This window comes from Glaciecola siphonariae (assembly GCF_042652645.1).
GTDB lineage: Bacteria > Pseudomonadota > Gammaproteobacteria > Enterobacterales > Alteromonadaceae > Glaciecola > Glaciecola siphonariae.
Window position 1 is genome coordinate 278,760 of record NZ_JBHSGU010000002.1, and the last position, 24,804, is coordinate 303,563.

The window sequence follows — 24,804 nt, forward strand, 5'->3', positions numbered from 1 at the left end:
TTTTTACTATACTACTCTCTATGGTAAGGGTGATTTTGCGTGACCGACCAAGCTCGATACAGCGCCTCGGCTACAATGACTCTTACCATAGGATGTGGAAGAGTAAGCTTTGACAATGACCACGTTTGCTCGGCTGCCTCTTTACACGCTTTCGACAAACCTTCTGGGCCGCCAATCAGCAGGCTCACATCGCGACCGTCCATTTTCCATCGTTCGATTTGTTGTGCCAATTGAGGCGTTGACCACGCCTTGCCGTCAACTTCGAGAGCGACGATGCGATTACCTTTGGCGATACTTTGCAGGCAGCGATGACCCTCATCAAAAATCGTTTTATCGATGTTGGTGGTTTTACCCCGTTTTCCGGGCGCAATTTCTGTAAAGTTTACTCGGCAGTCGATAGGAAAGCGCTTCACGTATTCATTGACGCCTTCGACCACCCATTTTGGCATTTTGTTCCCAACTGCAACAATTTGAATATGCATGTAGAGCGGTAGTCTATTGCCAGAGTTTTTCTAACTGGAAGAAGTCTCGGGTTTCATCTTGCATAACATGTGCAACGCAGTCACCTAAGTCTACCAATACCCATTCGCCAACGTCTTTACCCTCTACGCTTAACGGGGGATGTCCGGCAAGCTTGCTTTCTTTAATAAGGTTCTCAGCAATGGACGATACATGACGCTTTGAATTACCAGAGCAAATAACTAAAGTGTCGGTGACAGTGCTTTTACCGACCACGTCGATAACGACAACGTCACGGGCTTTCATGTCTTCAATTTTGTCGATAATAAACTGTGTTAATGTAGTATCTTTCAATCTTCTGCCTTTGTTTTATAAATAGAATGTTCCTGAATGTAATCAGCTACTTCAGGTAATAAATAGTGTTTAATTGAGTCACCGCGCGCCAATGCGTGCCTGACCTGAGTTGACGACACTTCATGAACCTTGTTCATAAAGAACACCACCTCGCCATGTTTTGATGCACGTAGTATACCGTTTATGTGTTGATTTTGCGCTTTTTGTCCTTGCTCGGCGCACAAATAAATGGTTTCTGGCAGTAAGGCTTGCAAAGAAGCCGGTAAATACCTAAGTGAGCTCGAATTTACGCCAATCGAAGCATCGGAATAGCCATCACCTGTAAGTTCATTTGCAAGATCACTATCTTCGTCTCTCATCATTACAATAAAGTGGCATTGCTTAAATAGAACCTCCGATTTATGCCATGAGGCGAGCCCTAAAAATGCGTCGAGACCTAAAATAAAACAAATGCTAGTGTTTGGGTGAGTTTGGGCAAGCTCAGCTAGCGTGTTTGAAGAGAAGCTCGGTCTATCATGTTTTATTTCAATATCGTTAACCTGCAAGCGAGAGTCTGCCTGAGCAAAATACCCGCACATTTTCAGTCTATGAGCGGCTGCAGTTTGAGTCTGTTTATGCACAGGGATATGGCTAGGCACGATATCGCAATGATCTAAATTAAGCGTGTCGAGCAAACTTAACAAGGGTCTTAGGTGCCCTAGATGAGGTGGGTCGAAGGTACCTCCAAATATAGCTTTGAGCGAATAGGGCGGTAAGCTCATTATGCGCTAAGCGAAAAGTGTTCGAGAGGAGCGGGTAAAAACAAGAGCGCTAAATGACTCAACATCACATACGGCTTATGTAAGGTCTCCGATTTTAATAAAGCGTCGGCTTGCTGCAGATGCCCAATGAGCACACTTAGATGACCGGCGCTTAAACGCATCAGGGCTGCGTTATACAGCGCCTGTTTGTTTTGCCATATACGCATTTTAGCAAATGGAATGCTCTCTCCGCGCTGACGAAAACTTTGACATTGTTCAAGGAGCTGGGCCTCTTTAATCAGCGACCATAAAATAATATTTGGCTCTAATCCTTCGCTTTCTAAGCGATAGAGTATTTTTATTGCTCGGCGCATATTGCCGCTTAACACTTCATCGGTAAATTGAAATACCGTAAAGCGAGACTGATCCACGCTCGACCTAGCCACATGACTTGCATCAATACTTGTTTCATTCACAAACAACAGAGCCAGTTTCTCAAGCTCTTGGTTGGCGGCAAGCAAGTTACCTTCGTTCATATCGGCAATCAGGCTAATTGCGTCTTGCGTAAGTGGAAGCTTGGCTTGAGCGGCTCTCTGTTTGACCCATTGCTGCAACTGTCCACCCTGAAGTTCATAACAGTGACAAAACCAAGCATGTGATAAGAGCTGTTTAAACCACTTTGTGTTTTGCACATCCTTTCCAATCTTGGGCCCCTGTATGAGCAAAAGCGTATCTTCGGTCAAGCTTGTGCTTAACTCGCTTAACACGGCAGCACCTTGTGTACCTGGTTTGCCGGTGGGCAAGGTAAGCTCAATATATTGCTTGTCAGAAAATAGAGACATGGCTTGGGTAGCATCGATTAGTTGCTGCCATGAAAAGTCGCCATCTGCCACTAATGTTTGACGTTCCTCGAAGCCGGCGAGCTTTGCTTGTTTACGTAAGGCGTCAATCACATCTTGCTTCTGCTGCGGCTCATCACCGAATAACAGCACGATAGAGGGCAGGGGGTTGCGACTTAAGTGCGCCTCAAATTGATTAGGCTTGAGCTGCATTAGTTCTGAACCGCATTATTGGTGTTTGCATTGCTTTGTGCCAAGGTATATTGGCTTGATAAAAGACGAATGATTCGGTCGGCTGTTTCGGCGCGCATTTCATTCATTACCAGCTCGAGCTCTCTGGATTTCGCTAATATTTGCTGCGGATCATCCTGATATTCTCTTGATACCGACATCGTATTGTTGATAGGAGCGGCATTCGGGAAGGTGACCTGATAGTCCACTGAATATATTAACTCGTACTCGGCAACCTGACCGCTTGAAAATACCGACAGCAGTCTTCTCTCAAGCGATTCGGGCTGCATACTCAACAGTACTACCTTGCTTGGGTCAAGGCTTTCAAGCTCGTTTGAGTCAGCGTTAATGCTGTTTAATTGATACACCGGCAAACGCCTGCTAAGGGCACGAGTCAGCGGGTTGTACTGTATCGAAGCGTTAATAACCACCGTATCGAGGGTGGGCGGCAGTGCTTGGGAGCCACGCAAAGTAAAGCCGCATGCGCCTAGCATTAAGGCAAGGCTTAGCAGAGCCGTTAAACATAAGCTTCGATACGCTTTTTGACTAACAAACGCACGAGACGCTTGATTGCCCCTCGGTTTAATTATTTGCTTGATATGCATTAGGCTTTTCCAGTATTGCTGCTTATGTCAGTGATTAAAGCCATGTTTTGTCCGGTATTAGTTTGCAACAATGTTTACGAGCTTGCCGGGCACAACAATTACTTTACGAAGCGTTTTACCCTCAGTGAAGCTTTTAACATTTTCGTGAGCCAGAGCCATTGCCTCTAACGAGGCTTTGTCGATATCAGCTGCTACGGTAAGTTTAGCGCGCAGTTTGCCGTTTACCTGAACAATGATCAATTTTTCATCTTCAACTAATGCGGCTTTGTCTACTTGAGGCCAAGCTGCCGTTTGCAGGGCTTCGGTTTGCCCGAGTAATTGCCACAAAGACTCACAAATATGCGGTGTGTAAGGGTTTAGCATTTTCACAAGCGCAATAAGACCCTCAGCATATATGGAGGCGTCCTGCTCATCTGCAATCTCATATTTTTGCAGAGCGTTGAGCAACTCCATCATTTTTGCTACCGCGGTATTGAAGGTCTGACGACGCTCAATATCATCGGTGATGGTTTCAATTTTGCTGTGTATCTCTTTTCTAAGCGCTTTTTGAGACTTAGACAGCGAGATTTTATCGATACTTTGCGCTTGGCTCTGAGCACATTGTTTCAAATGTGTTTGAGCAAACTCATTCACCAATCGCCACAACCTGCGTAAAAAGCGATTTGCTCCCTCTACACCCGACTCAATCCACTCCAAATCTTGCTCAGGTGGCGCAGCAAACATGGTATATAAGCGGATGGTGTCAGCGCCATAAATATCAATCACTTTTTGTGGGTCAATGCCGTTATTTTTTGATTTAGACATTTTGATCATGCCGGCGTATTCCACCTTCTCACCGCTTTCGCTAAGTGTGCCACCTATGATTCTGCCTTTGTCGTCTTTAATGGGTGTGACGGTGTCTGGTGCGTGCCAAATTTCTTTGCCGTTATCGGCTTTTGAATAAAACGCATTGGCCAGGACCATGCCTTGGCAAAGTAAACGATTGAAAGGTTCATCTGATGAAACCAAACCTTCATCGCGTAAAAGCTTATGAAAAAATCGCGCGTATAAAAGGTGCAATATCGCGTGTTCGATACCGCCTATGTATTGGTCTACCGGCAGCCAGTAGTTTGCTTCGGATGGGTTGAGCATTGCGTTTTTTGGCGCTGATGCATAGCGTGCGTAATACCACGAAGATTCCATGAAGGTATCAAAGGTGTCTGTTTCACGCTGCATAGCAACGCCATTGTGTTCGGTTTGAGCCCATTGTGGGTCAGCTTTTATAGGTGATGTTACGCCATCCATGACAACATCGGTGGGCAATACAACCGGTAGGTCGTCGGCGCTAACTGCATGCGAATTACCGTGCTCGTCGTTAACAATAGGGATGGGTGCGCCCCAATAACGTTGACGCGATACACCCCAATCACGTAAGCGGTAATTCACGGTTTTTTTGCCTTTATCCATACTGGCCAGTTTATTTGCGATGGCGTCAAATGCTTCTTCAAACGGAAGACCAGAGTATTCACCAGAATTAATAACAGTATGTTTTTCGCAATATGCCGCTTTCGATAAATCAGCGTCTGCATCTTCGCTCTTAAATTCAACAACTTGCTTAATTGGCAAACTGTACTTTGTTGCAAACTCCCAATCTCGTTGGTCGTGCGCAGGTACCGACATCACAGCGCCAGAGCCGTATCCCATTAATACAAAATTGGCAATCCAAATAGGCACTGTTTCGCCCGTTAGGGGATGGATAGCAGTAAGTCCGGTATCTATGCCAAGCTTTTCCATTGTGGCAAGTTCGGCTTCGGCGGTTTTGGTGTTTTTACACTTTTCGATAAATTCGCTAATGTCGTTGTTGTGCTCACCGAGTCCTAGAGCAATAGGGTGTTGTGCCGCAATCGCAAGATAGGTAGCACCATAGAGCGTATCTGGACGGGTAGTGTACACCTCAATTTCACTGTAACCCGCACTCTCTTGGCTTAGGCTAAAGCTTATTTCAACGCCTTCAGAACGGCCTATCCAGTTGCGCTGCGCGGTTTTTACTTGCTGCGGCCAGTCGGGTAATTTATCTAGGTCGTTTAGCAGTTGGTCGGCGTAGTCGGTAATTTTGATGAACCATTGCGGAATTTCTTTTTGCTCAACTAACGCACCAGAGCGCCAGCCACGTCCGTCAATCACTTGCTCGTTGGCTAATACGGTTTGGTCAACTGGATCCCAGTTAACCGTGGCGTTTTTCTTATACACCAAGCCTTTTTCAAACAAACGGGTAAAAAACCATTGCTCCCAGCGATAATATTCAGGGTCGCAGGTAGTCACTTCACGGCGCCAATCGTAGCCAAAACCTAAGGCATTTAACTGCCCCTTCATGTATTCGATGTTTTGCAATGTCCATTTGCTGGGCGCGGTTTTATTTTCAATCGCCGCGTTTTCTGCCGGCAGACCAAAGGCATCCCAGCCAATGGGTTGAAGCACGTTTTTACCGAGCATGCGCTGAAAACGACTTACCACATCACCGATAGTATAGTTGCGAACATGACCCATGTGCAGACGACCACTGGGATAGGGGAACATTGACATGCAGTAATATTTCTCTTTACTGTCGTCTTGGTTCGCATCAAACACTTTGGTGTTTAACCAATGCTGTTGTGCGTGTGATTCTATCGTTTGTGGGTCGTATTGGTGCGCGTTGTCTGCATTTTCGTCGTAACTGGACATGTAGCTTGCGATTCTCGTTTTTTTGTTAGCAATAGCCCTATAGAATAACTTGCCGCGTTGGTATATCACAAGCTTTTATGAGCCTTGTTGTGAGCGTTTTTTATCACTGCTATGCCTTCACATTTGTTATTGACCGATAATCAGATGGTAAAGCGGCGCAAAAAGTTGCAGTCTAGCCATTCATATTGCGATACACTCTTAATCGAAATGACCACTTTTTATAAAGCCTAAAAGCGAGAATATGACAATAAAAGATGTTGCACAAAGCACACGCCTAACCCACCTTCAGCTATCTGCCAATGTATCGCTAAAAGATATTACTGAGGCATCGCCAACACAAAGTCCAACGCCCGACTTATTGATAGGTCAGGAGCGGGCAAAGCGCGCCTTTGAATTTGGCCTTGGCGTTCGCTCCACTGGCTACAACATGTATGTAATGGGTGAGCAAGCAACCGGTCGTTTTACGCTGATAAAAGAACATATTCAGCAACATCAGTCTGCTCATTTAGAATTGTTCGACTGGCTTTATCTAAACAATTTAGAAAATGAACGCGAGCCGAAGGTGCTCAAAATGGCGGCAGGCGAGAGCGCCGCATTTGTCAAAGACATTGAAACCTTTATTGACGAGGTGCTTGCTACTTTTCCGGCGTCTTATGAAAACCCCGGATACCAGCGACGTAAGGCGGCCATTACTCGTCATTTTGAACAAAAGTACGACAAGGCGATTGATGAAGTTGAAAAACTCGCCTTTCAAAAAGGCATTGCATTAGTCGAAGAGGGCAATAGCGTGAGTTTTGCCCCCATCGTCGAAGGACAACCGGTCAGTGATGCAGATTTTTCAGCACAATCTGACCAAACGCGCGCGCATTATTATCAACTTATTGACGAACTAGAAGTAACGCTAACAGAAGCCTTGCTTGAATTGCCCGGTTGGCAGCGTGAGGCTGCGGAGCAGCAAAAAGCCTTGAAAGTACAGTTGGCAGAGCAGGGTGTTAAGCCACTCATTAAAGAGCTTGAGCAAAAATATAGCAGCGACATCTCAATTCTGATGTACCTCAAGCAGCTCAAAACGCATATCGTTGAAACGATTGTAGATATGCTTTGCGAGGAGAATAAAGACGAAAAACAAGACGAGTTTGACCGTCGAGCGATGCTGGTGGATATTTATTTACCGAACTGCTTGGTGAGCAATAAACAGAATGCTTCAGCACCTTTAGTGTACGAGGCCAACCCTAATTACCAAAACTTGTTTGGCAAGATTGAATATACGAGCGTGCAGGGGTCGGTCTATACCAACTACAGAATGATTACCGCTGGTGCACTGCATCGTGCAAATGGCGGCTATCTGGTTTTAGATGCCGATAAACTGCTGTCGCAGTCATATGTGTGGGAGGCGCTAAAACTCGCGTTAAAATTTGGAAGAATAAAGCTTGAACTGCCTCAGCAAGAGGCGGGTATGGTCAACTCTATTACGCAAAACCCTGAGCCAATTTCACTCGACTGTAAACTGATTTTGCTTGGGTCCCGTGATTTGTATTATACCCTACAAGACTACGATCACGAGTTTCCTGAGCTGTTTAGAGTGTTGGTGGATTTTGAGAATGAAATTGACGTCAATCAGCAAAACTTGGCGCATTTTGTTGCTAGAGTGAACAAAGAGGTTAGCGCCTTAGGGCTCGCGTCGATTGAGCTTAAAGCCAGTGAAAAGCTCGTGCAGCATAGCCTTCGCCTCTCTGAGCATCAGTCGAAGCTGAGCGCGCGTTTTGCTGATATTCTAGAGCTATTGCACGAAGCCAAATATTTTTGTGATATCGCGCAGCGCGATCATCTTTTAGTGGAAGATATAAATGCTGCGCTAAGCGCGAAGAAAATGCGTACGGGGCGAGTTGCAGACAACTTTTTGCAAGACATTCAAGAAGGGCACGTGTTAATTACCACCAGCGGCGATGCGGTGGGTACCTTAAACGGATTGACGGTGCTTGAGATAGGCGACACATCCTTTGGTACACCCGCACGGGTCACCGCCACAGTATATGCCGGAAGCAGCGGGGTGGTAGATATTGAGCGTGAAGTGGAGCTTGGACAGTCTATTCACTCAAAGGGCGTGCTCTTGATGACAGGCTACTTGGGTAATAAATATGCACAAGATTTTCCGCTGACCTTGTCAGCAAACATTGCCCTAGAACAATCTTATGGCTACATCGACGGTGACAGTGCATCGCTTGGTGAGCTACTGGCCTTAATATCTGCCCTTACCGATATTCCGCTTAAACAAAGCATTGCAGTTACCGGCTCTATCAACCAGTTAGGTGAGGTTCAAGCTGTTGGCGGCATCAATGAAAAAATCGAAGGGTATTTTGAACTGTGCAAAAATCGCGGCCTCACAGGTGAGCAAGGCGTGATGATCCCCTATTCAAATCGGGTTAATCTGATGCTCAGTGATGAGGTGATTGCTGCGGTCGAAAAAGGTGATTTTCATGTGTATACAATCGATAATGTTGACCAAGCGATTACAATAATGACAGGAAAAGCGGCAGGCGCACTAAATACCAGAGGACGCTTCCCTAAGCATTCGGTTCATCAGCGAGCGGTTCAGCGATTGTTCTCTATTTATGCGACGGTAAACGGGGGGCACGACGACTAAGCGTCGCCGCGGTTTATTGATTCAGCGTTGACCTTATTTAGGCGGCATGCGAAGGCCGCCGTCAAGGCGTATTGTCTCTGCGTTTATATATTTATTTTCAAATACATGTAGAACGAGTTTGGCAAATTCTTCAGGCAGGCCCAAGCGTTTTGGAAACTGCACATTTGCTGAGAGCGCATCCTGCACTTTATCGGGCATTGCAAGCAACATTGGCGTTCCCATAACGCCCGGCGCAATGGTATTGACCCTTATGCCCAGTGGCGCGAGGTCTCTTGCCATTGGTAAACACAGCCCGATGATGCCGCCTTTACTAGCTGCATAGGCAGTCTGGCCAATTTGCCCTTCATAACCTGCTACCGATGCGGTATTGATAATGACGCCACGTTCCCCGTCGGTATCCGCATTTTTTGCAAAATAAGACGCCACCACTCTGGCCACGTTGAAGCTTCCGATGAGATTTATTTGGATAACAGATGCAAAGTTATCGAGCGGCATTGGGGCGCTGTCTCTGTCGAGCATGCGCTTGGCTGGCGCAATGCCTGCACAATTTACGCATAGCCTTACATTTTCATTGTCTGCAAAAACCTTGGCGATAACCTCTTCAACCCCTTTCTCATGGGTTACGTCGGTTTTATAAAATCGACAGTGTTGCTCACCAAATTCTTCAATGCGGGCCTGTCCGGCCTCTTCATTCATATCGAGTATGGCAACGCGCCACCCTGCGCTGATTAATAACGCGGCTGTTGCATGGCCTAAGCCTGAGCAAGCGCCTGTAACAATTGCAGTGTGTTGAGTCATAGTATCCCCTGAAGGTATTCGCTAAATCTAAACAAAAAGCCTGTAGTAGTCGTGTAGCTTATTTACGCGGCAGGCTAATTTTAGGTTCGTCACTGGCCTTGTAAATAACAAGGGTATGGCCAATGGTTTGGACTTTGTGAGCTTTTGTCTCACCTACAATAGCGTCCATGATTAAAGCTTTTTCTTCACGATCGTCTGAGGGCACTTTTATTTTGATTAACTCATGATGGTTAAGCGCGTTTTCGATTTCAGCAACAACGCCTTCGGTAAGCCCGTTCGCGCCAAGCTGCACTACCGGCCTGAGTGTGTGGGCAAGCCCTTTTAAAAATTGTTTTTGTTTTGTTGTTAAATGCATGTACCTAACTAATCTGTTGTCTAAAGTTTTACACGACGGGCGTATAGTAGTTGTTGTAATGTTGAGCTATCACGAATCGCAAGCTCACTAATTATCAGGTTACTAATCGTCGGTTGTGCCTTGATTTTCTGCATTCTACCTTCACTTATACATCAATGCGACTATTGCAGACGGTAAAGGTACAAAAACATCTTAGTTCGCGTGATTTATGTAAGCTGTTAACATCGTGTTTGGGCTCGATAGGTGGGGGTGGATTAAATTTTTTACACTTTACCTAGCCCTTCGGTTTTTTGGTCGTTGTAGAATGAGCGAAAACCTAATGAACTGCGTAAGCATTGTGAGGTCGTAAGAATCCAAGCGTCAACTTGGCTGAGGCGATGTGCAGGTAGCGTAACTAGCGAAAGTATAGTAGTCTTTACGGCAGGTAAAACAAGTGATATGCCTGCATCCCAAATTTGAATTAGGCTTATTGATTAGAGGTAAGTAGCGTTGAGCGACATGGCAAAAAATCTTATTTTGTGGTTATTCATAGCGGTAGTGCTGATGATGGTGTTCAAGAATTTTTCTGGACAGCAGTCTGTTAGCCCGCAAACTGACTACACCACATTTCTAGCTGAAGTGCAGCGCGGAGACATTCGCGAAGTGACTATCAGCCAAAACGAAATAAAGGGCGTAAAACGCAATGGCGAGCCCTTTGTAACCTATATTCCATATCGCGACGACCAGCTGATGTCTGATTTGGCTAAGAACGATGTGAAGGCGTTTGGACAAGCGCCCGAACAGCCGAATTGGCTGGCTCAAATCTTTATATCGTGGTTCCCGATGCTGTTATTAATAGGCGTGTGGATTTTCTTTATGCGTCAGATGCAGGGTGGTGGCGGCCGCGGAGCAATGTCGTTTGGTAAGAGTAAGGCAAGATTGCTGAGCGAAGATCAAATTAAAACGACATTCGCGGATGTTGCAGGGTGTGATGAAGCAAAAGAAGATGTTTCTGAGCTAGTTGACTTTTTACGCGACCCGAGCAAATTTCAAAAGTTAGGCGGTAAGATTCCTAAGGGCGTGCTAATGGTAGGTCCGCCAGGAACCGGTAAAACATTGCTTGCGAAAGCGATTGCGGGCGAAGCGAAAGTTCCGTTTTTCACAATATCTGGTTCTGATTTTGTTGAAATGTTTGTGGGTGTTGGCGCGTCTCGCGTGCGAGACATGTTTGAGCAAGCCAAAAAGTCCTCGCCATGTATTATCTTCATCGACGAAATTGATGCAGTAGGGCGTCAGCGTGGCGCTGGTTTAGGCGGTGGACACGATGAACGTGAGCAAACGCTTAACCAAATGCTTGTTGAGATGGACGGTTTTGAAGGGCACGAAGGTATTATCGTGATAGCTGCAACTAACCGTCCGGATGTACTCGACCCTGCGTTATTGCGTCCTGGACGTTTTGACCGTCAAGTCGTAGTAGGATTGCCGGATATTCGTGGCCGTGAACAGATTCTTAAAGTGCATATGCGAAAAGTGCCTATTGACGACGATGTGCAGCCAGCCGTTATCGCACGTGGTACACCTGGATTTTCAGGGGCTGATTTGGCCAATCTAGTAAACGAAGCGGCGTTGTTCGCAGCGCGAACTAACCGACGTGTTGTATCGATGGAAGAATTCGATAAAGCCAAAGACAAAATCATGATGGGCGCTGAGCGCAAGTCAATGGTTATGACTGAAGAAGAAAAAACCATGACTGCTTATCATGAGGCTGGTCATGCAATTGTAGGTCGACTCGTGCCGGAGCATGACCCTGTGTATAAGGTATCTATTATCCCGCGCGGTAGAGCACTCGGTGTGACCATGTATCTGCCTGAACAAGACCGCGTGAGCTACACCAAACGTCACCTCGAAAGCATGATCTCAAGTTTGTATGGTGGTCGTCTCGCGGAAGAAATTATTTATGGCGAAGACATGGTAACCACCGGCGCATCAAACGATATAGAGCGCGCAACAGACATTGCTAAAAAGATGGTGACGCAATGGGGCTTGTCTAGCAAACTAGGTGCCCAGCTTTATGCGGAAGAAGAGGGTGAGGTGTTTTTAGGACGCTCAGTGAGCAAATCAGCAAGTGTGTCTGATGAAACCGCACGAGCGATAGACGCTGAAATTAAAAGCTTGATTGACCGCAATTATAAGCGCGCCGAGCAGATGCTTCGTGACAATATGGATATTTTGCATGCAATGAAAGATGCATTGATGAAATATGAAACCATTGATGCCCGTCAAATCGATGATTTGATGGCACGCCGCGAAGTTCGTCAGCCTGCTGATTGGGACAAAGACAATCGTTCTGATTCGACTCCTCCGTCGGGTGGTGCGAAACTAGATGTTGGGCGTCAAGATGAGCCAAAAGCAGACGGCGAAGGTGAGACGAATCCGTCGAGCTAAACGCTAAAACAGCTTACTACATTAGAAAACACCGGCATTTGTCGGTGTTTTTTTATTTGGCATGCTCCTTCCCGACCTGCAAAAATATTTTGCTAGGATTTTCAATTTGGTACTGTCAAAATTCCTGACAAGTACGGTATGATATACGTTAAGCAATACTGCTGAGGTGCTCTAACAATGATGACGTTTCGTGATAAAACCGTGTTGTTTAACGCGCCCAAAATCATGGGCGTATTAAATGTTACCCCCGACTCGTTTTCAGACGGTGGTAAATACAATCAACTCGACGCAGCGCTTCTGCAAACTGAGCGCATGATAAGCCAAGGTGCCACGTTTATTGACGTTGGCGGAGAGTCGACTCGACCCGGCGCAGAGCCAGTGGCCCTTGAGCAGGAACTAAAAAGAGTCATCCCCGTTATTGAAGCAATCGCAAAGCGTTTTGATGTTATTATTTCAATAGATACCAGCAAAGCAGAGGTTATGCGCCAAGCCGCCAACGCCGGTGCATCCCTGATTAATGATGTACGTGCCTTGAGCGAGCCAGGCGCGTTGGAGGTGGCAGCAGACCTAGCCGATCGATTCAATATACCTAGTTGCATAATGCATATGCAGGGCAGCCCTAGCACGATGCAGTTAGCGCCAGAATATGAATCTGTTGTAGATGAAATAATCGCCTTTTTTCGGCAACGCATCGATATCATGAGTAAGGCTGGTTTTAAGTATCATCAAATCATGCTGGACCCCGGGTTTGGTTTTGGAAAAACCTTGGATCATAATTATTCGATGTTAAAGAACTTTGTAGAATTCACCCAGTTTGACCTGCCGGTGCTTGCGGGTATGTCTCGTAAATCAATGATCAGTAAGCTGCTCAATGTTGATGTGAATGACACCCTAGCCGGAGGCATCTGTGTAAACACCGTTGCCGCACTCGCTGGCGCAAGCGTATTAAGGGTGCACGATGTAAAAGAAGCCATGGATGTGGCTGTAATTATTGAAAAATTAAACCAATTATAATAAAAGGACGACACATGTCGATAAGACAATATTTTGGAACAGACGGTATCCGCGGCAAAGTGGGTGAAAGTGTTATCAACCCTGAGTTTGTTACCAAGTTAGGATGGGCAGCGGGTAAAGTCCTAGCAGGCGCCGGAACCAACAAAGTATTGATAGGCAAAGATACCAGAATTAGTGGCTACATGCTTGAATCTGCCTTGGAAGCGGGTTTGTCGGCCGCAGGTATCAATATTGGTCTGCTAGGGCCAATGCCCACGCCGGCAATCGCTTACTTAACTAAGACATTTCGTTCAGAGGCTGGCATTGTAATTAGCGCCTCACATAATCCGTACTACGACAACGGCATTAAGTTCTTTTCATCTAATGGTCAAAAGCTAGACGACGACATTGAGCTAGCCATAGAGCAGCAAATGGAAAAACCCATGACCTGCGTTGCCAGTGATAAATTAGGGAAGGCCACCAGAGTAAACGACGCTGCCGGACGTTATATTGAATATTGTAAAGGCACATTTCCGTCAGACTTATCGCTTAAAGGCTTAAAAATAGTAGTGGACTGCGCGCATGGGGCAACCTATCACATCGCCCCTAACGTACTTTCTGAACTTGGCGCAAAGGTAATTGAAATCGGTACCGACCCAGACGGTTTAAACATAAACCACCAAGTGGGGGCAACCGCTCTCAGAGCCACCATTGATGCTGTAAAAGAGCACAAGGCAGACTTTGGGTTTGCATTAGACGGTGATGGTGACCGTATCATGATGATAGATGAAAATGGAAGCGTGATAGATGGCGACCAAATCATTTTTATCATTGCACGAGATGCGCTTAAATCAGGCAACTTAAAAGGCGGGGTGGTAGGCACTAAAATGTCTAATTTGGGCATGCAGTTAGCGCTTGAGCAGTTGGGCGTGCCGTTTCAACGTGCCGATGTGGGTGACCGCTATGTGCTTGAATTACTTAATCGTCACGACTGGTGCATAGGTGGAGAAAATTCTGGTCACGTACTTAACCTAAACTATGCCTCTACCGGAGACGGGATTGTGGCGGGACTGCAGGTCATTGCAGCAATGTTGCGTGCACATATGACATTAAGCGAAATATCGTCAGGTTTTAAAAAGTTTCCGCAAAAACTCATCAATGTAAAGTATGCCGAGTCTGAAAGTAATCCTCTAGACTCCGAGCAAGTACAAAACGCCGTGTCTGATGCCGAAAAGAGTATGGGCAGCACAGGCAGAGTATTGCTAAGAAAAAGCGGTACCGAGCCCTTGATACGCGTCATGGTAGAGGCAGAAGATAAGGATGTGTCTGAAAATTGGGCAAACAAAATTGCAGATGAGGTGAGAGCGCTTACCAAAGCGTAAAAAGTTGCATTCCTTGCTTGTATATTTGGCCTTGGTTGGTTAATATCACCGCCGCTTTTTGCACCGCAAGATTCAAAGGAGTCATCGCATGAGTACAGAACGTAAATATATGGTTGCTGGAAATTGGAAAATGAACGGCAATCGTGCGTTAGTCGATGACTTTAAGAAGAACTTGGCAGTACCGAGCGCGGTAGACGTGTTAATATGCCCACCTGCGCCGTATTTGTCTTTATTCGATGGTGCAGAATTTTTAGTGGGTGCGCAAACCATCAGCGAGTTTGAAAAAGGCGCTCACACGGGCGACGTTTCTGCCTCGATGCTGGCCGATTTGGGCGTAAACCACGTGATTTTAGGTCACTCTGAGCGACGTCAAGATCACGGTGAGAGCAACGAGCAAGTTGCAGCGAAAGTGAAACTTGCCTTGGATTCTGGATTAACGCCCATACTTTGTGTTGGTGAGCCATTATCGGTAAGAGAAGCTGGTGAGGTTAACGCCTACGTTCAGCAACAAATAGATGCAGTGCTTGACGTATGCGGAGATCGCTTTTTTGATAAAGCCGTTATAGCTTATGAGCCAATTTGGGCCATTGGTACCGGCAAGACAGCGTCTCCTGAGCAAGCTCAGGATGTTCACGCATTTATTCGTGCGCATTTGCTCAAAAGCAGCAGTGCGGCGCAGCAAATGCGGATTTTATATGGCGGTAGTGTTAACGCGCAGAACGCCAAAGAGCTATTTGCTCAAGCAGACATAGATGGCGGCTTAATTGGCGGTGCCAGTCTGAAAGTAGATGATTTTAATATAATTTGCCAAGCGGCGAGTTAACAAGGAAAAACAATGTTATACGAAGTGTTGTTGGTGTCTTATCTTATCGTAGCCTTATTGCTTATTGGCTTTGTACTGATTCAGCAGGGTAAGGGCGCAGATATGGGCGCATCTTTTGGAGCAGGTGGTTCGAACACGGTATTCGGTTCTAGTGGTTCGGGGAACTTTATGACTCGCACAACTGCAATTTTAGCAACCTTATTTTTCTTCATTTCATTAGTGATTGGTAGTATTTCGGCCAACAGAGATAAAGAAGTTGATGGGTTTCAGAATATTGACGTTCCGGTTGAAGAAGTGATTCCGGCAGTCACGCCTGAAAACGCAAGCGACATCCCAGGCACAGAAGTGGCGCCGATTGAGTTAGACGAGCCAAAAGCCGAAGAGTCTGATATACCTAACTAATAATTTAACGAATATGCGGAAGTGGTGGAATTGGTAGACACGCCATCTTGAGGGGGTGGTGAGCTATGCTCGTGCGGGTTCAAGTCCCGCTTTCCGCACCAATTTAAAAAGCGCTTACTCTTTTGGGTCAGCGCTTTTTTTACGCCCATGCGAAATCATATTAGCCTGGCTTAAAATATTATCGATATGCCTTTTTCTTGGTGCTTGAGAAAATTTACGTTGCAAGAAACGCTTCAGGCAAAATTATCTCAGCACAGTTTGATTGTGTTGCAAGCCTCGGCGTTGGAAAAGATCAGATAGTTACTAGCGAAGCAACGGTATGTAAAGGTAAAAATGCATATGGCAATACTAGGTTCGTGTCGTCATACTAGAGCCCAGCCTCGGCCCTCTATGATGTTTTAGATGCCGTTCAATTGAGCGCTTTGCCCTTGCGACCGCTTGACTAAAGCATAACTCGAGCTCTCTTGCATGATCTTCTATTTCAATCTCGTGCCCTGCATGAAGCAAAATGTGTATTTTGCATTTAACCGGCAGGTCTGGCTCTTGTTGCGTGTTGTTGGTAAATGTCAGGTCGCATTTTGCAATCAAATTAGCAAACCGCGACAGGCTCAAGCCCATTCGGGTGTCGATAATGTCTGTTTGATGGGGGCTTAACGAGAAGTCACTCTCTGTAATGTTGTAATCCATTGCTTCATCATCATCGCTTTCTTTTTTCAGTAATTTGAGATTATCAATTAAAAGTGAACGATTAAATTCGATTATATGTATAAGAGTTAGTCGGAAAAAGTGAGCTATTCATGTGGCAACCTTCCTTTACCAATTGAGGATTAGCGCCTATGTTTAGTGAAGAGCAGGCGCATTAATCGTATATCACTCGTAAACTATTCGTACAGTGCGCCCACGTGCGATGCATCACGGTCATGCATTCTACAGTTGAGGCGGTCATCAGACACTTATGGCAGAAAATTTGAATTATAAACACCTGCATTATTTTTGGGTAGTTGCCACAGAAGGAAGTATAGCGAGAGCGGCAGACAAACTGTTTATTACGCCTCAGACCATTAGCGGCCAGCTCAGCATGCTGGAAGAGCGCATTGGCCAGCCCTTGTTTGATAGGGTAGGCCGTCGGCTTCGCTTAACTGAAACTGGCCGTTTGGTACTGCGTTACGCAGACGACATTTTCGAACTTGGAAAAGAGCTGACCGATGTATTGCGTGGGGCACCTTTGGTAGGTACTTCTGAATTCATTGTGAGCGCCGCCAGCGCACTTCCCAAAACCATTGTGTATAAAATTATTGAACCTGCGCTTAGTTTGTCGCAAGAAGTAAGCTTAATGTGCCGCGAAGGTCCGGTTGAAACCATTTTAGGTGAGCTTGCAGTGCACGAGGTGGACATGGTGCTCACAGATACTCCGCTATCAAGCGCGTTTAGTATCAAAGCCTATAATCATTATTTGGGTCAGTCTGACTTGTCATTCTTTGCTTCGCCTGCGCTGGCTGCCAAATTAAGTGGTCCTTTTCCAGCTTGCCTGAATGAAGCGCCCATTTTGCTTCCTACCAAGCAATATGCTATTCGGCAGTTGTTCGATAAATGGTGTCACGATTCAAACATTTACCCATTAATACGCGGGCAATACGACGACAGTGCCCTGATGAAGTCGTTTGGTAAGGCAGGCTTTGGTATATTTTTCATGCCCAGTATTATTGAGCAAGAAGTAAAAGACAGCTTTGGGCTCACTGTAATTGGACGACTATCAGACATAAAACAAAAGTTTTACGCGATATCCGCTGAAAGAAAAGTTACCCATCCCGCCGTTGCAGCGGTATGCAGTACCGCCAGAGATATAATTTTTAAGTAGTCGTTTTCGCGAATACGCTGGAGCGCTTGCACTTGGCGTAACTGCGGCAGTGATACGAGGATGCCGGTCAGATAATGCGGCTCAGGCAAAAATGTTAAAGGCAATTACGCTTAGGTAAGCGCACTCACAATATGCGTTTCACGGCTTTGCGGTCTGAGTCGATGTTTAAGCTCTTCGATTTCCTGGTTGCTTAAGCCTTGCAGCCATTGTTGATAAAATTGTGCGGCGCGAGCATGTCTTTTATAACGACACTGTAGCAAAAACGCGCCACAGGCGGCAAAAAATACCGTGTTGCCTACCATCCATATTCCGCTTATTTGCCCAAATAAGGTCGCCGCAAGCATGATGATAAAACTGCTGCTTGCCAAATAAAGCATCAAATACTCGAAGGTACAGGGGCGGGCTCTAAAATCTTCAATCGTCATTAAGGTCATGTTTACTGCTCCTGCGGCCTTGCTAGGCTCGCTCATGATATTGTTCATCGCATTTTGTCCTGATTACAAAGACTATCGACCTATATTTCGCGCTTAGTTTATTGCATCGAATACTTGCGTATAAAAAATGCACACTTGCTGGCATTAGCTGGTATTAGCTGGCATTAGCTGGTATCAGCTGGCATCAGTAAAAGCGGTTCGGTCAAAAGCTCAGTCAAAATTTGTAGGGTAAAAACGCATAAGCAAAAACTGCGCCTATACGTATGTTGTGCTTAATGTTGCTCGTTTTATTTCAAATTAGCCTTTTTAAACTTGGTGGCTCGTAATAAGTAACTCACTTTTGAGATGTTTCAGTGGGGTATTTAGAGCAGTGAACAGGGCATAAGAGGGTGGGGTTTGGCGTTTTAAATGATTTATAAGCTTAATAATGGCATTGATAGTCACTTATCGGTATACTGTGCGCGCGATAAAAAGCATAAAAATCATAGATTAAATAAAGGATAGAGTGTGACTCCTATTACAAAAACATTTCAGTATGGTCAGCATACTGTCACCTTGGAAACAGGTGTAATCGCCAGACAGGCGACAGCAGCCGTTATGGCAAGCATGGACGATACAGCAGTACTGGTTACTGTTGTTGGTAAAAAAGAAGCAAATCCAGATCAGAGCTTCTTTCCGTTAACAGTAAATTATCAAGAGAAGACCTACGCCGCGGGTAAAATCCCAGGTGGGTTTTTCAAACGTGAGGGGCGTCCTTCAGAGAGTGAAACGCTTACATCACGCCTAATCGACCGTCCTATTCGTCCATTGTTCCCTGATGGTTTCATGAACGAAGTGCAAATTATTATCACGGTAGTATCGTCTAACCCCGATATTCCCACCGACATCATTGCACTTATTGGTACATCTGCTGCGTTGGCTATTTCAGGCATTCCGTTTAACGGTCCTGTAGGTGCCGCGCGTGTTGGTTACATAAACGATCAGTACGTATTAAACACTCGCACGTCAGAAGCCGCCGACAGCCAGTTAGATTTGGTTGTTGCGGGTACAGAAGGCGCAGTATTAATGGTTGAATCAGAAGCCAACATATTGTCTGAAGACGTTATGTTAGGCGCTGTAGTATACGGCCACGAACAATCACAAACGGTAGTTAACGCAATAAAAGAATTTGCAAGCGACGTTAACACGCCGGCTTGGGATTGGGTTGCGCCAGCAGAAAATACGGCACTTAAAGACAAAGTAAAAGCAGCTGCGCTAGACGGCATGTTAGCCGCTTACCAAATTTCAGATAAATTAGAACGAAAAGATGCGGTTAATGCCGTTACCGAAAAAACCGTCGCTGATTTAGTCGCTGAAGACGAAACGCTTGACCCGAAAGAAATCAGCAGCCTTTGCCACGACTTAGAGAGTGACGTGGTGCGCTCGCGTATATTAGCCGGTGAAAAACGCATTGATGGCCGCGATCCGCAAACGATTCGTGCGCTAGATATGGCGACCGGTTTGTTGCCACGTACACACGGCTCGGCTGTATTTACACGCGGTGAGACACAAGCAATTGTAGTGGCCACCTTGGGTACTGAAAGAGATGCTCAGATGATTGATGCACTTGGCGGTCGTGAAGACAGCCGCTTTATGTTGCACTACAACTTCCCTCCATACTGCGTGGGTGAAACCGGTTTTGTAGGTTCTCCTAAGCGCCGTGAAATCGGCCACGGTCGTTTAGCGAAGCGCGGTATTCAAGCAGTTATGCCTTCTGCGGACGAGTTCCCGTACGTTGTGCGTGTTGTTTCAGAAATTACTGAATCAAATGGTTCATCGTCTATGGCATCTGTGTGCGGTACTTCACTTGCACTTATGGACGCCGGCGTGCCAATCAAAGCCTCTGTTGCTGGTATAGCGATGGGCTTAGTAAAATCTGATGACAATTTCGTTGTACTTTCAGACATCTTAGGCGATGAAGATCACCTAGGTGACATGGACTTTAAAGTAGCCGGTACTACCAATGGTATTACTGCGCTTCAAATGGACATTAAAATTGAAGGTATTACCAAAGAAATCATGCAAATCGCGCTTAAGCAAGCTAAAGAAGCGCGCTTACACATTTTAGGCGTGATGGATAAGGCAATTTCTGGCCACCGCGATGAAATGTCAGAATATGCTCCACGAATTTACAAGATGAAAGTTGATCAAGACAAGATTCGTGACGTAATTGGTAAAGGTGGTGCGACGATTCGCTCAATCACCGAAGCCTCAGACACCAACATTGAAATTGAAGATGACGGCACAATCAAAATCTTTGCTACTGAAAAGGCCAAAGCGGATGTTGCCATTGAGCGCATCAAGCAGGTAACCGCTGAAATTGAAGTGGGCACTGTGTATAACGGTAAAGTCATGCGCATTGTTGATTTTGGTGCATTTGTTGAAGTATTACCTGGCAAAGAAGGCCTAGTGCATATTTCACAAATTGCTCATGAGCGTGTAAATAAAGTTACCGATCACCTGTCAGAAGGACAGATGGTAGACGTTAAGGTAATGGAGATTGACCGCCAAAATCGCGTTCGCTTGAGCATGAAAGAACTACTTGAAAAACCACAGGCATCAGATGCCGAAGGTGATAGCGAGTAATCTAACGCGAAAATTAACGCGTAATAGCTATTAAAAGGAGCCTAAGGGCTCCTTTTTTATACTTAAAAAAGGGGAGCACAGAACGCATCGGCTCACAACAAAGCGAGCGATTAACGAAACATATGTGCCCAACGATCAATATAACAAGGAATCATGATGGACAGTACTAAACAAACTGAAATCGAAGCGGCCACATTACGACGCTTACTTAATCATTTAGATAACAACAAAGATGTGCAAAACATTGATTTAATGATTGTGGCTGACTTTTGCCGCAATTGCTTATCGCGTTGGTATATGGAAGAAGCGCAAAAGCACGGAGAGGATGTCAGCGATGCTCAGGCGCGCGAGCACATTTATAAAATGCCCTACAGTGAGTGGAAAGAAAAACATCAAACCGCTGCAAGCGAAGAGCAGTTGGCCGCATTTAACGCGCGGGCTAAAAGTAAGCAGGCGCGATAAAAATTCGTGGATTGCTAGGCAAGGTTTGCATATTTGAGTACACTGATTATATAGATTGGCAGCACCTTAGTGAGTGTTGCTTGCCGACATTTTGCGTGAGACGCATACACAGAGGTATTAGCTTGATAGTAAAACACTGGCGTAAATTCTCAATTTTGCTCGTTATAATGCTGTTTGCGTCCGGCTGTACATCTGTGCGTCAAGGTCCATCGGTGAATTCTCTGCTGTTGGCAGAGCCTGAGCCAGTCAGTCAACGAGCGCAACTTGTAATTGCGCGGTATACCCATATTCTTTATCAAGCCCCTTTAAGTGATGAAGAGCGCGCTGAGCTTGTATTTCAGCGCGGTATTGCTTACGACTCTATTGGCTTAAACAGCCTAGCGCGGCTGGATTATGCCGAAGCGCTGCGTCTCAAACCAGACATGGCCGAAGCTTATAATTCGGTTGGCGTACACTACACCCAAGAAGGGCAGTTTTTGCAGGCCTATGAGGCCTTTGACTCGACGTTAGAAATCAATCCAGATTATCATTTCGCCTTGCTTAACAGAGGGATTGCGCTTTATTACGGAGGACGCAATGAGCTGGCGGCAAGAGACACATTGGCATTCTTGTCACAAGATGAAAGCGATCCGATTCGCGTGGTTTGGCACTATATTGCAGCGAGTAAGGTCGATAACGAAGCGGCGCTTGCTAATTTGCGTCAGCGCCGTGAAACCTTAGATGAGAATATTTGGTCAACGAGTTTGGTTGATTTTTATTTGGGCAAAGTCGACGAAGCGGCAGTAGTTGCAGCACTCATTCGTGATGTGCAGTCTCAGGCACAGCTGAACAATCGCCTTTGCGAGGCATATTTTTATTTGGGTAAATATCATGCTCAGCGCGGCAACAAAGTGACCGCAGCAAATTATTTCAAGCTGTCATTGAGCACCAACGTGCATGAGTACGTAGAACACAAATATGCTCGCATTGAGCTTGCAAATATCAGGGCAGCAGCGCGCGCTCAGGATTAAGCGCTGTATATGCGAGTTACATTTCAATTTGTTAGTCTGCTGCTTATCACTCTTTTACTGCTTCGCTACAGCAGCAACCATTCCGGTGAGCTTCTATTCAAGCAGGCCTTGGCCCTTTTTGACGAAAGACCATACGAAAGATCATACGAAAAGCCAGATGAAAAGCCGCATAGCCAAGCAAATAAACAATCAAATAAACAAGTAAATAAGCACACGAGTAAAACCGCCAGTGAAATCGTCAGTAAATCAGCCAGCGAAATACCAAACGATACTCAAAGCCAGCATGCACACTATCTTCTTTATGTGAGCGCCTCACAGGGGCATATCGGCGCCGCTACCATGCTACTAGAGGAGGCTCAAGCTCAATACGCCGCCAGTCAATCACTCTATTGGCATAAGGAGCTGGCAACGCTCGCTGAAAAAACGCTCATGACAAATGCTGAAGGCCCGCTTGCACGGCAGCAAAATCCTACTTCTGCCACCTTAGAAAGCTCAGCGGTGAGCACTGTCAATTCAGTGCTTGCTGATGCTGCTTTTAATTATGCCTTAAATTTACCCGGTAAAGGTTTAAAGCGGTATTGGCTTGGTGTTGCTTCTAAGCTATCCCACGCGCCAGCAAGTTTTGAGTTAGCACTATTATTGAGTGATAGCGGTGTAAGCAATGATAAAACACGTTTGTCATTGCTCAAAAAAGCGGGCGAGCAAGGCCACGTGCAGGCGCTTCGCACATTAGCCTCCTACTATTTTAATCGTCTAGATGCATCCACAGTGGCAGCATTTTTACAGCGTGATCGGCTCGCCAGCAATACACGCGCATATTCAGAGCTTGAAAACGCGCTTTATTGGCTCGAAAAAGCCGCATCCTTTGATGGCGCTAGTGCATTTACCTTGGCAGGTATGTATTGGGAGGCAGAGAAACCAGAGCACGCAATGAAGTACTACCGCATAGCCGAAGCGGCGAACCATGCCCTTGCTGCCGAGTACGTAAAAGTGATAAGTGAATACAATATTGTGCCGCTTGAGCATCTTTTCGGCGCAAACCGCAACAGCGCTAACACCTGTCTTCAAACGCTTCAGTTTGTTGCCAATGACCTACATTCAGTAGCGCAAGCGCGGCGTTTTAAACAACTGTTTGAGCAAGATGCCCGGTTTTCTAACCTCCCCATATGTGTCAACGACATTGCCTGGTTGTCATCTACCGAACTTCAATGCAAAACGGCTCAGCAAAGCCATCGTATTGACTGCGATTTGCGGCCGCTCGCAAATATGCTCGAAGCACCACAGTTTACCCATTTGATTGTATTTGCTGAACAGGGGAGGGCTTATGTTCAGCGCGGGGTTATGTATTTAGACAGGCAAGATGAATACTCGGTATTTGTGCATGAATTGGCGCACTTTGCCCACTTTGTGGATGAATATGCGCTAAGCCCTGCATTTGCACAGCAACAATGCAGGCTCGCTGATGCACCTAACCTGCTTATCGCACAAGCAAACCAGTCACTAGACAAACAGAAGCTAGCGTACTGGAATGAACTGTCGGGTGAATTAAGTGCTGCAAATACGCTAGAAATAAGCAAGAGTCGAACATGTGAAAATGCGGCAGTGACAAGCTATAAACCCAGTGCTGACATAACGTTTTTGGAACATCACGATACCCATTATATTCCGGCAATCTATTTGGATTTATGGCATCAAGAATTACGTAAAGATGGCGCTAAGACGGCGGTTGCACAGGAATTTATGCACTTGGCCATTCAAAACCAGTCATCAAGTGCGATACAGCATTGGCAAACTCAGCTTAAACGGTCGTCTCAGCTAATGCCTGCTCTCGAAAGCGCTCAGTCCACATCGCCGTAGCGCCGCAAATCGCAACCGGCATGACTAAAAAGTTCAGAATGGGCACCAGAGAGAATAAGCTGACCATAATACCAAACCCAAAGCAGCGACTCTTTTGTTCCAACAAGTGCATGCGCATAGGTTTGAAGCCAATTTTGTGATTATCAAAAGGATAGTCACAATACTGCACCGCCATCATCCATGCGTTGAACAAAAACCACAGGATTTGTCCAACGAGTGGAAGTATAAAAAACAGAATAAGAAAACCTAGGGCTCGCGGTAAAAAATATACGAGTTTAGACAGTTCGCGGCCTAGCGTGCGAGGGACATCTTTAAGCGCATCGAGCAAACCTTCATTGCCCATGTCTTGGTTAAGTAAATGACGCTCTACTTTTTCGCTTAACAAACCGTTGAAGGGCGCGGCAATCCAGTTGGCGAAGGTGCCAAAAATAAGTGCAAATACCAGCAAGACGGTAACAACAGCGATTGGCCACAATATGTAAATCAGGGCCTCTTTTAACCAACCGAGAAAGTCAGGGATGAAACCGATGATATAGTCCACACCGTATTGGATGTAATCTAGCACAAAGTAAAATGCGGTTGAAAATAACACAATATTGATAAACAAAGGCACAAATACAAAGCGCTTCAGTCCTTTCGTGCGAATGAGTTCAAAGCCTTGAAAAAAATAACTGCTGCCGCCGCGTTCTGACATTTACGCTCCTTATATCGGTGATGTTAGGTATTATATAGGGCTGAATATAAAAAGATATTTTCAATTGTTACGAAGTTTTTCTATTATCTTGATGACACATATTTTTAGCCTCACA

22 protein-coding genes and 1 tRNA gene are annotated in these 24,804 nt (G+C 45.7%); 12 read left to right on the forward strand and 11 right to left on the reverse strand.

The genetic code is table 11. The annotated features are described in order from the left end of the window. Positions 1 to 11: 11 nt before the first annotated feature. Genes rlmH through leuS form a run of 6 tightly spaced genes read right to left on the reverse strand, consistent with a single transcriptional unit; the run spans position 12 to position 5,928 of the window. Entirely contained in the window at positions 12 to 482 is a 471-nt protein-coding gene (rlmH, locus tag ACFO4O_RS02760; protein ID WP_382405802.1) for a 23S rRNA (pseudouridine(1915)-N(3))-methyltransferase RlmH, read from the reverse strand. 13 nt (positions 483 to 495) lie between these two features. Then, the gene (gene rsfS / locus ACFO4O_RS02765) at positions 496 to 813 is read right to left on the reverse strand and encodes a ribosome silencing factor (RefSeq protein WP_382405804.1); all 318 of its coding nucleotides are present in this window, start codon (positions 811 to 813) and stop codon (positions 496 to 498) included. Beyond that, complete coding sequence (locus ACFO4O_RS02770; protein WP_382405806.1) at positions 810 to 1,574, reverse strand: nicotinate-nicotinamide nucleotide adenylyltransferase; 765 nt, start codon at positions 1,572 to 1,574, stop codon at positions 810 to 812. The genes rsfS and ACFO4O_RS02770 overlap by 4 nt, the downstream gene beginning before the upstream one ends. After that, positions 1,574 to 2,605, reverse strand: coding sequence for a DNA polymerase III subunit delta (gene holA / locus ACFO4O_RS02775; RefSeq protein WP_382405807.1), 1,032 nt, complete (start codon positions 2,603 to 2,605; stop codon positions 1,574 to 1,576). Before holA ends, ACFO4O_RS02770 begins: the two co-directional genes overlap by 1 nt. Beyond that, positions 2,605 to 3,228, reverse strand: a complete 624-nt coding sequence (locus ACFO4O_RS02780; RefSeq protein ID WP_382405808.1) for an LPS-assembly lipoprotein LptE — start codon at positions 3,226 to 3,228, stop codon at positions 2,605 to 2,607. Before ACFO4O_RS02780 ends, holA begins: the two co-directional genes overlap by 1 nt. A 57-nt stretch (positions 3,229 to 3,285) precedes the next feature. After that, positions 3,286 to 5,928, reverse strand: coding sequence for a leucine--tRNA ligase (gene leuS / locus ACFO4O_RS02785; protein WP_382405810.1), 2,643 nt, complete (start codon positions 5,926 to 5,928; stop codon positions 3,286 to 3,288). Positions 5,929 to 6,169: 241 nt separating this feature from the next. Here leuS and ACFO4O_RS02790 point away from each other — a divergent pair, with 241 nt between their 5' ends. Then, complete coding sequence (locus tag ACFO4O_RS02790; RefSeq protein WP_382405811.1) at positions 6,170 to 8,572, forward strand: Lon protease family protein; 2,403 nt, start codon at positions 6,170 to 6,172, stop codon at positions 8,570 to 8,572. A 33-nt stretch (positions 8,573 to 8,605) separates the two neighbouring features. Here ACFO4O_RS02790 and ACFO4O_RS02795 read toward each other — a convergent pair whose 3' ends face one another. Both ACFO4O_RS02795 and yhbY read right to left on the reverse strand, forming a co-directional pair. Continuing rightward, positions 8,606 to 9,370: an SDR family NAD(P)-dependent oxidoreductase gene (locus ACFO4O_RS02795; RefSeq protein ID WP_382405813.1), complete on the reverse strand. Its 765-nt coding sequence runs from the start codon at positions 9,368 to 9,370 to the stop codon at positions 8,606 to 8,608. A gap of 58 nt (positions 9,371 to 9,428) precedes the next feature. Further along, on the reverse strand, positions 9,429 to 9,725 hold the full coding sequence (yhbY, locus tag ACFO4O_RS02800; RefSeq protein WP_382405814.1) for a ribosome assembly RNA-binding protein YhbY: 297 nt from the start codon (positions 9,723 to 9,725) through the stop codon (positions 9,429 to 9,431). A 489-nt stretch (positions 9,726 to 10,214) separates the two neighbouring features. Between yhbY and ftsH the strand changes: the two genes are divergently transcribed. The 6 genes from ftsH (at position 10,215) to ACFO4O_RS02830 (ending at position 15,850) form a co-directional block, all read left to right on the forward strand. Then, positions 10,215 to 12,149, forward strand: coding sequence for an ATP-dependent zinc metalloprotease FtsH (ftsH, locus tag ACFO4O_RS02805; RefSeq protein WP_382405816.1), 1,935 nt, complete (start codon positions 10,215 to 10,217; stop codon positions 12,147 to 12,149). Between the two features lie 180 nt (positions 12,150 to 12,329). Then, positions 12,330 to 13,163, forward strand: coding sequence for a dihydropteroate synthase (folP, locus tag ACFO4O_RS02810; RefSeq protein WP_382408200.1), 834 nt, complete (start codon positions 12,330 to 12,332; stop codon positions 13,161 to 13,163). Between the two features lie 14 nt (positions 13,164 to 13,177). After that, positions 13,178 to 14,524, forward strand: a complete 1,347-nt coding sequence (gene glmM, locus ACFO4O_RS02815; RefSeq protein ID WP_382405818.1) for a phosphoglucosamine mutase — start codon at positions 13,178 to 13,180, stop codon at positions 14,522 to 14,524. Positions 14,525 to 14,612: 88 nt separating this feature from the next. Beyond that, positions 14,613 to 15,347, forward strand: coding sequence for a triose-phosphate isomerase (gene tpiA, locus ACFO4O_RS02820; protein WP_382405819.1), 735 nt, complete (start codon positions 14,613 to 14,615; stop codon positions 15,345 to 15,347). 12 nt (positions 15,348 to 15,359) lie between these two features. Continuing rightward, the gene (gene secG, locus ACFO4O_RS02825; RefSeq protein WP_382405820.1) at positions 15,360 to 15,749 is read left to right on the forward strand and encodes a preprotein translocase subunit SecG; all 390 of its coding nucleotides are present in this window, start codon (positions 15,360 to 15,362) and stop codon (positions 15,747 to 15,749) included. A 15-nt stretch (positions 15,750 to 15,764) separates the two neighbouring features. After that, positions 15,765 to 15,850, forward strand: a tRNA-Leu gene (locus ACFO4O_RS02830). A 247-nt stretch (positions 15,851 to 16,097) separates the two neighbouring features. On the opposite strand, the gene ACFO4O_RS02835 is transcribed toward ACFO4O_RS02830, so the two are convergent. Then, entirely contained in the window at positions 16,098 to 16,436 is a 339-nt protein-coding gene (locus ACFO4O_RS02835; protein ID WP_382405823.1) for an HPF/RaiA family ribosome-associated protein, read from the reverse strand. 268 nt (positions 16,437 to 16,704) lie between these two features. On the opposite strand from ACFO4O_RS02835, the gene nhaR reads away from it, so the two are divergent. Then, positions 16,705 to 17,607, forward strand: a complete 903-nt coding sequence (gene nhaR, locus ACFO4O_RS02840) for a transcriptional activator NhaR (RefSeq protein ID WP_382405824.1) — start codon at positions 16,705 to 16,707, stop codon at positions 17,605 to 17,607. A gap of 110 nt (positions 17,608 to 17,717) precedes the next feature. On the opposite strand, the gene ACFO4O_RS02845 is transcribed toward nhaR, so the two are convergent. Beyond that, positions 17,718 to 18,089 carry a hypothetical protein gene (locus ACFO4O_RS02845; RefSeq protein ID WP_382405826.1) on the reverse strand — a complete coding sequence of 124 codons (372 nt, stop codon included), beginning with the start codon at positions 18,087 to 18,089 and terminating at the stop codon, positions 17,718 to 17,720. A 459-nt stretch (positions 18,090 to 18,548) separates the two neighbouring features. On the opposite strand from ACFO4O_RS02845, the gene pnp reads away from it, so the two are divergent. The 4 genes from pnp (at position 18,549) to ACFO4O_RS02865 (ending at position 23,995) form a co-directional block, all read left to right on the forward strand. Further along, on the forward strand, positions 18,549 to 20,666 hold the full coding sequence (gene pnp / locus ACFO4O_RS02850) for a polyribonucleotide nucleotidyltransferase (protein WP_382405827.1): 2,118 nt from the start codon (positions 18,549 to 18,551) through the stop codon (positions 20,664 to 20,666). Positions 20,667 to 20,822: 156 nt separating this feature from the next. Next, a complete protein-coding gene (locus tag ACFO4O_RS02855; protein ID WP_382405828.1) occupies positions 20,823 to 21,128 on the forward strand; it encodes a DUF1244 domain-containing protein in 306 nt (101 codons plus the stop codon). Between the two features lie 104 nt (positions 21,129 to 21,232). Beyond that, a complete protein-coding gene (nlpI, locus tag ACFO4O_RS02860; protein ID WP_382408202.1) occupies positions 21,233 to 22,138 on the forward strand; it encodes a lipoprotein NlpI in 906 nt (301 codons plus the stop codon). 9 nt (positions 22,139 to 22,147) lie between these two features. Then, positions 22,148 to 23,995: an SEL1-like repeat protein gene (locus ACFO4O_RS02865; RefSeq protein WP_382405830.1), complete on the forward strand. Its 1,848-nt coding sequence runs from the start codon at positions 22,148 to 22,150 to the stop codon at positions 23,993 to 23,995. Here ACFO4O_RS02865 and cysZ read toward each other — a convergent pair. Continuing rightward, positions 23,937 to 24,689 carry a sulfate transporter CysZ gene (gene cysZ, locus ACFO4O_RS02870; protein WP_382405832.1) on the reverse strand — a complete coding sequence of 251 codons (753 nt, stop codon included), beginning with the start codon at positions 24,687 to 24,689 and terminating at the stop codon, positions 23,937 to 23,939. The two genes, ACFO4O_RS02865 and cysZ, sit on opposite strands and share 59 nt — an antisense overlap. Positions 24,690 to 24,804 lie beyond the last annotated feature (115 nt).